This is a genomic window from Enterobacter sp. E1, assembly GCF_016809815.1.
GTDB classification, from domain to species: Bacteria; Pseudomonadota; Gammaproteobacteria; order Enterobacterales; family Enterobacteriaceae; genus Enterobacter; species Enterobacter adelaidei.
Genome location: NZ_JAFBJM010000004.1, coordinates 215,428 through 228,889, shown reverse-complemented (window position 1 = coordinate 228,889; position 13,462 = coordinate 215,428). Strand labels below are relative to the sequence as shown.

The window sequence follows — 13,462 nt, the reverse complement described above, 5'->3', positions numbered from 1 at the left end:
TCAAAGCAGGGGTAAGCCCTCTTTTGACCTGATTCGACGCCTGTGAAGGCGACACCTGAGGAAGCTCAATGAGCGAGAAGTTACAGAAAGTGCTGGCGCGCGCCGGCCACGGCTCACGCCGTGAAATCGAAGCCATTATTGAAGCGGGCCGCGTGAGTGTGGACGGTAAAATCGCCACGCTGGGCGACCGCGTAGAAATTGTACCGGGGCTGAAGATCCGTATTGACGGTCATCTTATCTCCGTAAAAGAGTCCGCTGAACAGATTTGCCGCGTGCTGGCTTACTACAAGCCGGAAGGCGAACTGTGTACCCGCAACGACCCGGAAGGTCGCCCGACGGTGTTTGACCGTCTGCCTAAACTGCGTGGCGCTCGCTGGATTGCAGTAGGTCGTCTGGACGTGAATACCTGCGGTCTGCTGCTGTTTACCACCGATGGTGAACTGGCAAACCGTCTGATGCACCCAAGCCGTGAAGTGGAACGTGAATACGCCGTGCGCGTCTTTGGTCAGGTTGATGAGAATAAACTGCGCGATCTGTCGCGCGGCGTTCAGCTGGAAGACGGTCCTGCAGCGTTCAAAACCATCAAATTTACCGGTGGTGAAGGTATTAACCAGTGGTACAACGTAACGCTGACCGAGGGCCGTAACCGCGAAGTACGTCGTCTGTGGGAAGCCGTTGGCGTTCAGGTGAGCCGCTTGATCCGCGTCCGTTACGGCGACATTCTGCTGCCAAAAGGTCTGCCGCGTGGCGGTTATACCGAACTGGATCTGACGCAAACTAACTATCTGCGCGAGCTGGTTGGTCTGACGCCAGAAACCACCTCTAAAGTGGCAGTAGAGAAAGATCGTCGTCGCATGAAGGCGAATCAGATCCGTCGTGCGGTGAAACGCCACAGCCAGGTGAGCAGCAACCGCCGTTCCGGCAGCCGTAACAACAACGGTTAAAACAGAAGCCCGGTCAGCGTGACCGGGCTTTTTTTAGTAATCAATACCGATTTGCGCTTTGATACCCGCATCAAACGCATGTTTCACCGGACGCAGCTCGCTAACGGTATCTGCCAGCTCCAGAATATCCCGATGACACCCACGCCCCGTGACGATCACCGTCTGATGTGCAGGTCGGTTCTTCAGCGCACCCAGCACTGCTTCCAGAGGCAGGTAGTCGTAGGCGACCATATAGGTGATCTCATCCAGTAGCACCATGTTTAGCGAAGGATCGGCCAGCATTCTTTTGGCATGTTCCCAGACGGCGAGACAGGCGGCGGTGTCCGTTTCCCGGTTCTGGGTATTCCACGTAAACCCGGTCGCCATTACCTGAAACTCGACGCCATGAGGCTCAAGCAAATTCCTCTCGCCGTTGGGCCATATGCCTTTGATAAACTGGATGACACCGACTTTCTGCCCGTGCCCGACGGCACGCGTAGCGGTACCAAATGCGGCAGTGGTTTTACCTTTACCGTTGCCGGTGAACACGATGATGATCCCGCGTTCGTCCTGGGCTGCCGCGACGCGAGCATCGACCTGTTCTTTCAGACGCTGCTGGCGCTGCTGATGGCGTTCTTCACTCATTGGGAAATTCCTGGTTTACGGCCTGGCTGGGCGTCAAAGGTCATCCCTGTCTTGCGGCGACTGTCATCGCCCATTAGCCAGAGATAGAGCGGCATTATATCAGCCGGAGTTTTCAGCTTCTGTGGATCTTCGGTCGGGAACGCGCTGGCACGCATTTTGGTGCGCGTTCCACCGGGGTTAATGCAATTTACGCGCAGATGGCGGCTCTGATATTCCTCCGCCAGCACCTGCATCATGCCTTCGGTGGCGAATTTTGATACGGCATAAGCTCCCCAGTTCGCCCGGCCTTCGCGACCCACGCTGGAAGAGGTGAAGACCAGCGAGCCTGACTCGGATTTGAGTAATAAAGGAAGCAATGCCTGGGTAAGGAAAAACGTCCCGTTGACGTTGACCTGCATCACCTGCTGCCAGGTATCAGGATCCTGTTCATCCATTGGGCAAACATCCCCAAGCAAGCCGGCGTTGTGTAGCACACCGTCCAGTACTGGGTAGCGGGTACTGATGCGTTGGGCGAGTTCCTGGCACACTTCGGGAGTGCAGGTGAGTAAATCGAGCGTGTACCACGCCGCCAGTGTTCCACCAGCAGCTTCAATTTCCTGCGCGACACCTTTCAATTTCTCTTCGTTGCGGCCAATCAGAATAACGCTTGCGCCATATTCAGCGTACGTCAGAGCCGCCTCGCGGCCAATTCCGTCGCTGGCACCAGTAACGAGAATGATCCGGTTCTGTAGCAGGTTTTTTTGTGGTTGATAATGCACGGTGACTCCTCAGGCGTACAGTGACGCGATGACGCCTTCATGATGACTTTTCGGCTTTATGCCCGAATTAGCCTAATAATTCAATCAGTCTACAGGACGCATTACTGTAAAATTAACAATTTGCAAATATTTAAACTCCAGGCCGGGGATTCCTGAAGGCGGCTCGCAGAGGTAATGTCACGAGCGAGACGCATGGGCAGGGCTGTTGTACACTGCCGTGAAAGATTCGTGGTTAAATCAAGGTGGAACGCGTGGAATTACTTTCTCAATATGGGTTGTTTTTGGCCAAAATCGCGACGGTTGTCATTGCCATCGCAGTGGTTGCCGTTCTGATTGTCAACCTGACGCAGCGCAAGCGTCAGCGTGGGGAGTTACGCATCACGCGTCTGAGCGAGCAATATAAAGAGATGCAGGAAGATATGTCTCTGGCGCTGCTTGATAGTCATCAACAAAAACTGTGGCAGAAAGCGCAGAAGAAAAAGCACAAACAGGAAGCCAAAGCGGCAAAGGCAAAAGCAAAGCTCAATGCGCCGCAGGATAAGGCTACGCCACGTGTCTATGTACTCGATTTTAAGGGGAGTATGGATGCGCATGAAGTTTCCTCGCTGCGGGAGGAAGTGACTGCCGTTCTGGCCGTGGCGACCCCGCAGGATCAGGTTGTCGTGCGTCTTGAAAGCCCTGGCGGTGTCGTTCACGGTTACGGGTTGGCAGCCTCACAGTTGCAGCGTCTGCGTGAAAAACAGATCCCATTAACCGTTGCGGTGGACAAAGTGGCGGCGAGCGGGGGTTATATGATGGCCTGCGTAGCGGACAAAATTGTTGCCGCGCCGTTCTCCATTATTGGCTCAATCGGTGTGGTCGCGCAGATCCCTAACTTTAACCGTTTCCTGAAGAATAAAGAGATTGATATCGAACTTCACACGGCGGGTCAGTACAAACGGACCCTGACGCTGCTCGGTGAAAACACGGAAGAAGGGAGACAGAAATTCCGTGAAGACCTGAATGAAACGCATCACCTCTTTAAAGACTTTGTGCACCGTATGCGCCCCACGCTCGATATTGAACAGGTCGCGACGGGCGAGCACTGGTACGGTATCCAGGCGCAGGAGAAAGGGCTGGTGGATGAGGTCGGTACCAGTGATGACCTGCTGCTCAATCTGATGGAGGGCAGGGAGCTGGTTGGCGTGCGTTATACCCAGCGTAAGCGACTGCTTGACCGCTTCACCAACAGTGCGGCAGAGAGTGCGGACCGCCTGCTGCTCCGCTGGCTGCAGCGCGGACAAAAACCGCTGCTGTAAACAATAACGCGAGGCACATGCCTCGCGTTTTGCATTAATCGACCAGGTGATATTTCTCTGAAAGCGTATGCGCCAGGTATTTAAACATGTTAAACACGGCGGTGCTTTTCGGGGTCGGTAACCCCTGTTCGTCAAGGAAGTATTCGCCGCTGAAAATCAGCACGCCATTGCGCTGCTCTACGCCTGTGGCTTCAATGCCTGCCAGCGTATCTTCATGGTCACGGATAAGCTTGTTTGCTTCGATAAGCAGAGAGGCTCGGTCAATAGGTTGGGTCGTATTCTGCATAATCCACTCCTTAAACAGTGACAATAGTCTACGCCGAGCGCGCTTTGGGGGCAAATTTTCCCTGTAATCTGAGGGGATAAGGAGCAGGGGCCTGGCTGGCGGGATTTGCTTTTGCATGCTAATAAAGTTGCGTAACGAATTTTATCAGGTAGAGTGTGCGCTTTCGTCATTCTGGCAACAGAATTGCTTGACATTCGACCGGGAATTCGTCACGAATTATACGAAATGTGAGAAAAATACCCGATAACTCAATCACCTGGGCGTGTTTTCTTTGACGTCCGGTAAGACAAAGGGGTTGATATCTCCTGACGCGGCCGCAATATCATTGGCTCGCCGTCAGCGGAAGGGAAATCAACGTGCGGCGTATTCCTGGAAGAATTAAATTAGGTAAAGGTGAATATGGGTAAAGCTCTCGTCATCGTTGAGTCCCCGGCAAAAGCCAAAACGATCAATAAGTATCTGGGTAATGACTACGTGGTTAAGTCCAGCGTGGGTCATATCCGCGATTTGCCGACCAGTGGCTCAGCCAGCAAAAAGAGCGCAGACTCTACCTCCACCAAAGGGGCCAAAAAGCCTAAAAAGGATGAACGTAGCGCGCTTGTCAACCGCATGGGGGTTAACCCATGGCATAACTGGGATGCACAATATGAAGTGTTGCCCGGGAAAGAAAAAGTCGTTAACGAGCTGAAGCAGCTTGCTGAAAAAGCAGACCACATCTATCTCGCAACCGACCTTGACCGCGAAGGGGAAGCCATTGCGTGGCACCTGCGGGAAGTGATCGGTGGTGATGACAAACGCTACAGCCGTGTAGTGTTTAACGAAATTACGAAGAATGCGATTCGCCAGGCGTTTGAGAAGCCGGGCGAGCTGAATATCGACCGTGTAAACGCCCAGCAGGCGCGTCGCTTTATGGACCGCGTTGTGGGCTACATGGTCTCTCCACTGCTGTGGAAGAAGATTGCCCGTGGCCTGTCTGCAGGTCGTGTGCAGTCTGTCGCTGTGCGTCTTGTCGTCGAGCGTGAGCGCGAAATTAAAGCCTTCGTGCCGGAAGAGTTCTGGGAAGTCGACGCCAATGTGACCACGCCGGGCGGTGACGCTCTGCCGTTGCAGGTGAGCCATCAGAACGACAAACCGTTCCGCCCTGAAAACCGAGACCAGACCATGGCCGCCGTGGCGCTGCTGGAAAAAGCACGCTATCAGGTGCTGGAGCGTGAAGATAAACCCACCAGCAGCAAGCCAGGTGCGCCGTTTATTACCTCTACGCTGCAACAGGCTGCAAGCACGCGTCTGGGGTATGGCGTAAAGAAAACCATGATGATGGCCCAGCGCCTGTATGAAGCGGGTTACATCACCTACATGCGTACCGACTCAACCAACCTGAGCCAGGACGCGGTTAACATGGTGCGCAGCTACATCAGTGACAATTTCGGTAAGAAATACCTGCCGGAAAGTGCCAATCAGTTCGCCAGCAAAGAGAACTCTCAGGAAGCGCACGAAGCGATCCGTCCTTCTGACGTCTCTGTGTTAGCCGAGTCGCTGAAAGACATGGAAGCCGACGCGCAGAAGCTTTATCAGCTGATCTGGCGCCAGTTCGTAGCGTGTCAGATGACGCCAGCGCAGTACGACTCCACCACGCTGACTGTCGGCGCAGGTGATTTCCGACTGAAGGCGCGTGGCCGCATCCTGCGCTTCGATGGCTGGACGAAAGTCATGCCAGCGTTGCGTAAAGGTGATGAAGATCGCACGTTGCCGGCGGTTAACAAAGGTGACGAGCTGTCTCTGGTCGAATTGATCCCGGCTCAGCACTTTACCAAGCCGCCTGCGCGCTTCAGCGAAGCCTCCCTGGTGAAAGAGCTGGAAAAACGCGGTATTGGTCGTCCGTCGACCTACGCGTCAATCATCTCGACCATTCAGGACCGTGGCTACGTACGCGTTGAAAACCGTCGTTTCTATGCGGAGAAAATGGGTGAAATCGTGACTGACCGTCTGGAAGCCAACTTCCGCGAGTTGATGAATTACGATTTCACCGCGCAGATGGAAGACAGCCTCGACCAGGTTGCCAGCCATCAGGCGGAATGGAAAAAGGTACTCGACAGCTTCTTCAGCGACTTTACCGGTCAGCTTGAAAAAGCGGAGAAAGATCCTGAAGAAGGCGGGATGCTGCCTAACCAGATGGTACTGACCAGTATCGACTGCCCAACCTGCGGCCGCAAGATGGGGATCCGTACTGCAACAACGGGCGTGTTCCTTGGCTGCTCCGGTTATGCGCTGTCGCCAAAAGAGCGCTGCAAAACCACCATTAACCTGGTTCCTGAGAACGAAGTTCTTAACGTGCTGGAAGGTGATGACGCAGAAACCAACGCCCTGCGCGCCAAACGCCGTTGTAAAAAATGCGGCACGGCAATGGACAGCTACCTGATCGATCCAAAACGTAAACTGCACGTGTGCGGTAATAACCCAACGTGTGACGGGTACGAGATCGAAGAGGGTGAATTCCGCATCAAAGGCTATGACGGTCCGATTGTGGAGTGCGAGAAGTGTGGTTCTGAAATGCACCTGAAAATGGGGCGTTTCGGTAAGTACATGGCGTGTACTAACGACGAGTGTAAAAACACGCGCAAAATTCTGCGTAACGGTGAGGTGGCGCCGCCGAAGGAAGATCCTGTTCCGCTGCCTGAGTTGCCGTGTGAGAAATCAGACGCGTACTTCGTGTTGCGTGACGGCGCCGCAGGTGTCTTCCTTGCCGCCAACACCTTCCCGAAATCGCGTGAAACGCGTGCACCGTTGGTGGAAGAGCTGCATCGCTTCCGCGATCGTCTGCCTGAGAAACTGCGGTATCTGGCCGATGCGCCACAGCAGGATCCGGAAGGCAACAAAACCGTGGTGCGCTTTAGCCGTAAAACTAAGCAGCAGTACGTTGCGGCAGAGAAAGAGGGTAAAGCGACCGGATGGTCAGCCTTCTTTGTCGATGGCAAATGGGTTGAAGGTAAGAAATAATCTTCCCTAACCGTAGCTTACCTGTAAAAGGGCCGAATTTCCGGCCCTTTTTTATTACCTTGTTATTATTTTTTGTTCCGTACTATACAGTCAGGCTATAAATGATATAGTGGTTATAGTTAATCTGTTTTTTATTATTAAATCGTCTTAAGCGATTGACCGCATGCGCTAAATCGGATGGTCTGGCATGAAATTACAGCAGCTTCGTTATATCGTTGAGGTGGTGAATCACAACCTTAACGTCTCGTCTACCGCTGAGGGGCTTTATACCTCGCAACCTGGCATCAGCAAACAAGTGCGTATGCTGGAGGACGAATTAGGTATCCAGATTTTCGCCCGCAGCGGCAAACATCTCACGCAGGTAACGCCGGCAGGACAGGAAATCATCCGCATTGCGCGGGAAGTCCTCTCTAAAGTCGACGCGATTAAGTCTGTGGCGGGGGAGCATACCTGGCCGGACAAAGGCTCACTGTATATTGCCACGACGCATACCCAGGCGCGTTATGCCTTGCCAGGTGTTATTAAGGGCTTTATTGAGCGTTATCCGCGCGTCTCTTTGCATATGCATCAGGGGTCACCGACGCAAATTGCTGAAGCGGTGTCGAAGGGAAACGCGGATTTTGCCATCGCGACGGAAGCACTTCACCTGTATGACGATCTGGTTATGCTCCCGTGCTACCACTGGAACCGTTCGATTGTGGTGACTCCCGATCACCCGTTGGCGGGTAAAGGGTCGGTGACTATTGAAGAGCTGGCGCAATATCCTTTAGTGACCTATACATTCGGCTTCACCGGACGGTCAGAACTTGATACAGCCTTTAACCGCGCAGGATTAACGCCGCGTATTGTCTTTACCGCCACCGATGCTGACGTTATTAAGACCTATGTACGGCTTGGCCTTGGGGTGGGTGTCATTGCCAGCATGGCGGTTGATCCGGTTTCAGACCCCGATCTGGTGCGTCTTGATGCGCACGATATTTTCAGCCACAGCACAACGAAAATTGGGTTCCGACGCAGTACCTTCCTGCGTAGCTATATGTATGATTTTATTCAGCGCTTTGCCCCGCATTTAACACGTGACGTGGTTGATACTGCCGTCGCATTACGCTCGAATGAAGATATTGAAGAGATGTTTAAAGACATCAAACTCCCGGCAAAATAATCACTCCCGGTATCTTTCCCTGAGGGAAAGATACCGAAATAACGTCTCAAAGCTAAATTAGAATTATCATCATCTACGCATTCCCTGCCATATAATGTCATTACCCATTTTATCTGCAGGGTTATAATGTCGTGAATTGGCGACAAAAGTAGAAACTAATTTGACGCTTCGCAAATATTTCTTTTCAGTTATTTATTTCTGGTCAAAAGATTGAATATTTCATACCTCCCAATGCATAAATTCACTGGCTTTTCGGCTAAAGTTTCTTTAGGATTTATCTCAACAGATGATTAATTGTACCAATTGTTTGGTCCTAAATGATAAGCGATGTCGATTGTATGAGGTTAGCAATGCCTTCTGGAAGTGAAGAACCGCAAAGGGATCCTGCGCTTAAGCGTAAAGCCTGGCTGGCGGTCTTTCTCGTCTCCGCCTCCTTTTGGGCGGTGGTTGCTCTCCTGGCCTGGAAATATTGGGGTTAACTATGGCACTGACGGTACGAACAGAGACGGTAAAACAGATGCGTCAGCATCGTGACAATGGTCACAAGGTGCGGAAAGCACCTGCGAATACTGTGCCTGCATCCTGGAAACTGACGCCGCAGCAGCAAGCCTTTATTGATGTGTTCGCGGAAGACGAACCCAAAAAACAATAATTTAGTTGATTGCGTAATGATGCAAATAGTCTGAATAGTGACTCCGCATTTTTGTACTCTTTAATAAATACACATCAGTAATATAGAACTGAGGGCGACCTCGGAAACGTTTATAAATAATGCCTGGTGTCCCTATGATGAATAACACGACGTCTCATAAATACTGGTCATGGATCGGCGTTTTTACCGTGTCGATTCTGTTCTGGAGCCAGCTCATCTGGCTGGCCTTCCGTTAAATTGTAAAACCTCGCTGCGGCGGGGTTTTTTGTTTTCACCTTCTGAACACATCTGAATTTATCAATTTGGGTTGTTATCAAAACGTTACAGCGTCTTTGTGTTATCTTTAATTACGGCCCTGATGATTGTCAGGACATCTCTGTAATTAAGGAGGAGCTTATGTCGTTAACCCTACGCGAAGCCAGTAAGGACACATTACAGGCAGAAAATAAAACCTGGCATTACTACAGCCTGCCGCTGGCTGCCAGGACGCTTGGGGACATTTCGCGTTTACCCAAGTCCTTGAAAGTTTTGCTGGAAAATCTCTTACGCTGGCAGGATGGTGATTCTGTCACCCTCGAAGATATCCAGGCGCTGGCAGGGTGGTTGAAGCATGCCCACGCCGACAGAGAAATCGCTTATCGCCCGGCCCGGGTCCTGATGCAGGACTTCACCGGTGTTCCCGCAGTGGTTGATTTAGCCGCTATGCGCGAGGCCGTTAAACGCCTTGGCGGGGATACCGCAAAAGTGAATCCGCTTTCGCCTGTGGATCTCGTCATTGACCACTCCGTAACCGTTGACCGCTTTGGTGATGACGACGCCTTTGGTGAAAACGTACGTCTGGAGATGGAACGCAACCACGAGCGCTATGTCTTCCTGAAGTGGGGGCAACAGGCATTCAGCCGGTTTAGCGTCGTGCCACCAGGCACCGGAATTTGCCATCAGGTTAACCTTGAATACCTGGGTAAAGCCGTCTGGAGTGAACTGCAGGATAAAGAGTGGGTGGCTTATCCGGACACGCTGGTGGGAACGGATTCACATACCACCATGATCAACGGCCTCGGCGTGCTGGGGTGGGGTGTCGGTGGCATTGAAGCCGAAGCCGCGATGCTCGGACAACCGGTATCCATGCTCATCCCGGATGTGGTGGGCTTCAAGCTCACCGGAAAACTGTCAGAGGGCATAACAGCTACCGATCTGGTACTCACCGTCACTCAGATGCTGCGTAAGCATGGTGTGGTAGGTAAATTTGTTGAATTCTATGGTGATGGGCTGGATTCGCTGCCGCTGGCCGACCGCGCCACCATTGCCAATATGTCTCCGGAATATGGCGCAACCTGCGGCTTTTTCCCCATCGATGATGTGACGCTGGAATACATGCGGCTTAGCGGTCGCAGCGAAGAGCAGGTCGCGCTGGTGGAAGCCTATACCAAAGCGCAGGGCATGTGGCGCAACCCGGGCGATGAACCGGTCTTCACCAGCACGCTTGAGCTCGATATGGGCAGCGTTGAAGCGAGCCTTGCCGGGCCGAAACGCCCTCAGGATCGGGTCGCGTTGACTGACGTGCCCAAAGCGTTTTCCGCCAGCAATGCACTGGAAGTGAACGTGGCGCAAAAAGATCATCGCCCGATCGACTATGTCCTGAACGGGCATCAGTATCAGCTCCCGGATGGCGCGGTGGTTATTGCAGCCATTACCTCCTGTACCAATACCTCAAACCCCAGCGTATTGATGGCGGCAGGTTTACTGGCCAAAAAAGCGGTTGAGCTTGGGCTAAAACCTCAGCCGTGGGTCAAGGCTTCGCTGGCACCGGGCTCCAAAGTCGTATCGGATTACCTGGCTCAGGCCAAACTGACACCGTATCTCGACGAACTGGGCTTTAACCTGGTGGGTTACGGTTGCACCACTTGCATCGGTAACTCTGGCCCACTTCCTGAGCCGATTGAAACGGCGATCAAACAGGGTGATCTGACGGTAGGCGCGGTCCTTTCCGGCAACCGAAATTTTGAAGGGCGCATACATCCGCTGGTGAAAACCAACTGGCTCGCCTCGCCTCCGCTGGTGGTGGCATATGCGCTGGCAGGAAACATGAATATCAACCTGGTGACCGACCCTATTGGTCACGATCGCAAGAATGACCCGGTCTACCTGAAAGATATCTGGCCGTCTTCGCGTGAGATCGCGCTGGCCGTTGAAAAAGTGTCAACCGAGATGTTCCGCAAAGAGTATGCGGAAGTCTTTGAAGGTACGCCGGAATGGAAAGCCATCAACGTCGCAGGGTCGGATACCTATGACTGGCAGGATGATTCGACCTATATTCGCCTGTCGCCGTTCTTCGATGAAATGCAGGCTGAACCTGCGCCGCTTAAAGATATCCACGGCGCGCGCATTCTGGCGATGCTGGGAGATTCTGTCACTACGGACCATATCTCTCCGGCAGGGAGCATCAAAGCCGACAGCCCGGCAGGCCGTTATTTGCAAAGCCGGGGTGTCGAACGCCGTGATTTTAACTCCTACGGGTCGCGTCGTGGTAACCATGAAGTCATGATGCGCGGCACGTTTGCCAATATTCGCATTCGTAACGAGATGGTTCCGGGCGTGGAAGGGGGCATGACGCGCCATCTCCCAGGTACGGAAGTCGTTTCGATTTATGATGCGGCTGTCAAATATCAACAGGAAGGTACGCCGCTGGCGGTGATCGCCGGGAAAGAGTACGGTTCTGGCTCAAGCCGTGACTGGGCAGCGAAAGGTCCGCGTCTGCTTGGTGTTCGTGTGGTCATTGCCGAATCGTTCGAACGAATTCACCGCTCGAATCTTATTGGGATGGGGATCCTACCGCTTGAGTTTCCGCAGGGCGTCACGCGTAAAACGCTGGGCCTGAGCGGAGAGGAGCAGATTGATATTAGTGGTCTGCAAAATTTACAGCCTGGTAAAACGGTGCCAGTGAAATTAACGCGGGCAGACGGAAAAACCGAGGTACTGGAGTGCCGGTGTCGTATTGATACGGCAACAGAGCTGACCTATTACCAGAACGACGGTATTTTACATTACGTGATTCGTAAGATGCTGGATTGACGAAACCAGCCCGGCACATGTGCCGGGCTTTTTGCTCTTACTCTTTCAGCAGGTGGCCCATTTTTGCGGCTTTGGTGTCAAGATAGTGGGCATTTTTAGGATTGCGGCCCACAATCAGCGGTACACGCTCAACAATATTGATCCCCGCCTCGGTCAGGATTTCCACTTTTTTCGGGTTATTGGTCAACAGACGAACTTCATCTACACCCAAAAGCTTGAACATATCGGCGCACAGGGTGAAGTCACGCTCATCGGCGGCAAAGCCGAGCTGATGGTTCGCTTCCACCGTATCGTAGCCCTGGTCCTGCAGCGCGTAGGCGCGGATTTTATTCAGCAGACCAATGTTACGGCCTTCCTGACGATGATAAAGCAGAACCCCACGGCCTTCCTCTGCGATGTGAGTCAGCGCTGCTTCCAGTTGGAAACCGCAATCACAGCGCAGGCTGAACAACGCATCACCCGTCAGACACTCCGAATGTACGCGGGACAGAACCGGTGTCTGCCCTGAAATGTCGCCGTACACCAGCGCGACATGATCCTGTCCGGTTGCCAGTTCTTCAAATCCCACCATCAGGAAATCGCCCCATGGGGTTGGCAGTTTGGCTTCTGCCACACGTTTAAGCTGCATGTGATTCTCCAGAGTAGGCTGACACGTGCCGTGCCTTTCGCCTGTTTTGCTTTCTGTATCAGTTCATTTTGCCACAAGCTCAGCATGTTCACCTAATGGGCACCATGCTATATGAACGTTAAACGCACGATCCGACATATCCACGTATCGAATAAATTTCAGTTATGATTGTGACGCTTAGCAAAAAAGGAGAAGACATGCTTTCAATCGCCAGACGTACGGCAGCAGGTGCGGCCATTTTACTGATTATGCCTCTGGCCGTATGGGTTTCGGGCTGGATGTGGCAGCCTGGGCAGAATGCGGCATGGCTGAAAACGTTATATTGGATAACGGAAACCGTCACACAGCCGTGGGGAATTATTACCCATGTCCTTCTCTGCGCGTGGTTTCTGTGGTGTCTGCGTTTTCGACTGCGGGCAGCGCTAATGCTTTTTGCGATCCTCGGTGCTGCCATTTTGATTGGTCAGGGCGTGAAATCCTGGGTTAAAGATCATGTTCAGGAGCCACGGCCTTTTGTCGTCTGGCTGGAAAAAACTCACCATATTCCTGTGGATGAATTCTACAATTTAAAACGTAAAGATCGTGGCGCACTGGTGAAAGAACAGCTTGCTGAACAGCAGGATATTCCGAAGTTTTTGCGTAAACACTGGCAAAAAGAGACGGGGTTCGCGTTTCCTTCTGGCCACACCATGTTTGCGGCCAGTTGGGCGTTACTGGGCGTTGGATTACTCTGGCCGAGACGTCGAACCGTGACTATCGTGATTTTACTGGCCTGGGCGACCGGAGTGATGGGCAGCCGCCTATTGCTGGGGATGCATTGGCCGCAGGACCTGGAGGTCGCTACGCTGATCTCATGGCTGCTGGTCACGCTGGCGACCTGGCTTGCCGAACGACTCTGCGGTCCGTTAACGCCACCGCTCGAAGAGAAAGAAGAAATTGCCGAAAGGGAGCAAAGTGACGGTTGACGGTTGATAATCCGTCTTTCGCCCATAAATCCATAGCTGGCGCGTTACTTTTTCCGTTTCGCGCCCGTCACTAAAA

At 52.8% G+C, this 13,462-nt stretch carries 13 protein-coding genes; 9 read left to right on the top strand and 4 right to left on the bottom strand.

The window, feature by feature from the left end:
- Positions 1-68 precede the first annotated feature (68 nt).
- A complete protein-coding gene (rluB, locus tag JGF26_RS12845; protein ID WP_008502809.1) occupies positions 69-944 on the top strand; it encodes a 23S rRNA pseudouridine(2605) synthase RluB in 876 nt (291 codons plus the stop codon).
- A gap of 33 nt (positions 945-977) precedes the next feature.
- On the opposite strand, the gene cobO is transcribed toward rluB, so the two are convergent.
- Together cobO and JGF26_RS12835 are read right to left on the bottom strand one after the other, a co-directional pair.
- Complete coding sequence (gene cobO / locus JGF26_RS12840; protein WP_028018797.1) at positions 978-1,568, bottom strand: cob(I)yrinic acid a,c-diamide adenosyltransferase; 591 nt, start codon at positions 1,566-1,568, stop codon at positions 978-980.
- Positions 1,565-2,326: a YciK family oxidoreductase gene (locus tag JGF26_RS12835; RefSeq protein ID WP_028018798.1), complete on the bottom strand. Its 762-nt coding sequence runs from the start codon at positions 2,324-2,326 to the stop codon at positions 1,565-1,567. The genes cobO and JGF26_RS12835 overlap by 4 nt, the downstream gene beginning before the upstream one ends.
- A gap of 251 nt (positions 2,327-2,577) precedes the next feature.
- Here JGF26_RS12835 and sohB point away from each other — a divergent pair, with 251 nt between their 5' ends.
- Positions 2,578-3,624 (top strand): protease SohB, encoded by a 1,047-nt coding sequence (gene sohB, locus JGF26_RS12830; RefSeq protein ID WP_134708124.1) that lies wholly within the window; start codon positions 2,578-2,580, stop codon positions 3,622-3,624.
- Positions 3,625-3,658: 34 nt separating this feature from the next.
- Here sohB and JGF26_RS12825 read toward each other — a convergent pair whose 3' ends face one another.
- Positions 3,659-3,910: a YciN family protein gene (locus JGF26_RS12825; protein WP_023312072.1), complete on the bottom strand. Its 252-nt coding sequence runs from the start codon at positions 3,908-3,910 to the stop codon at positions 3,659-3,661.
- A gap of 399 nt (positions 3,911-4,309) precedes the next feature.
- On the opposite strand from JGF26_RS12825, the gene topA reads away from it, so the two are divergent.
- The 6 genes from topA to acnA all read left to right on the top strand — a co-directional run bounded on the left by topA (position 4,310) and on the right by acnA (position 11,793).
- Positions 4,310-6,907, top strand: a complete 2,598-nt coding sequence (gene topA / locus JGF26_RS12820; protein ID WP_028018800.1) for a type I DNA topoisomerase — start codon at positions 4,310-4,312, stop codon at positions 6,905-6,907.
- A 187-nt stretch (positions 6,908-7,094) separates the two neighbouring features.
- Positions 7,095-8,069: an HTH-type transcriptional regulator CysB gene (gene cysB, locus JGF26_RS12815; RefSeq protein WP_006175683.1), complete on the top strand. Its 975-nt coding sequence runs from the start codon at positions 7,095-7,097 to the stop codon at positions 8,067-8,069.
- Between the two features lie 338 nt (positions 8,070-8,407).
- Positions 8,408-8,548, top strand: coding sequence for a YmiA family putative membrane protein (locus tag JGF26_RS12810; RefSeq protein WP_218064857.1), 141 nt, complete (start codon positions 8,408-8,410; stop codon positions 8,546-8,548).
- A 2-nt stretch (positions 8,549-8,550) separates the two neighbouring features.
- Positions 8,551-8,721: a hypothetical protein gene (locus tag JGF26_RS12805; RefSeq protein WP_032666965.1), complete on the top strand. Its 171-nt coding sequence runs from the start codon at positions 8,551-8,553 to the stop codon at positions 8,719-8,721.
- Positions 8,722-8,858: 137 nt separating this feature from the next.
- Complete coding sequence (gene ymiC, locus JGF26_RS22415) at positions 8,859-8,957, top strand: small membrane protein YmiC (RefSeq protein WP_049006961.1); 99 nt, start codon at positions 8,859-8,861, stop codon at positions 8,955-8,957.
- A 160-nt stretch (positions 8,958-9,117) separates the two neighbouring features.
- Positions 9,118-11,793: an aconitate hydratase AcnA gene (acnA, locus tag JGF26_RS12800; RefSeq protein ID WP_128347588.1), complete on the top strand. Its 2,676-nt coding sequence runs from the start codon at positions 9,118-9,120 to the stop codon at positions 11,791-11,793.
- A gap of 37 nt (positions 11,794-11,830) precedes the next feature.
- Here the strand turns inward: acnA and ribA are convergent, their stop codons facing one another.
- Positions 11,831-12,421: a GTP cyclohydrolase II gene (gene ribA, locus JGF26_RS12795; RefSeq protein ID WP_028013401.1), complete on the bottom strand. Its 591-nt coding sequence runs from the start codon at positions 12,419-12,421 to the stop codon at positions 11,831-11,833.
- Between the two features lie 197 nt (positions 12,422-12,618).
- Between ribA and pgpB the strand changes: the two genes are divergently transcribed.
- Complete coding sequence (gene pgpB / locus JGF26_RS12790; RefSeq protein ID WP_134708125.1) at positions 12,619-13,386, top strand: phosphatidylglycerophosphatase B; 768 nt, start codon at positions 12,619-12,621, stop codon at positions 13,384-13,386.
- Positions 13,387-13,462: the final 76 nt, after the last annotated feature.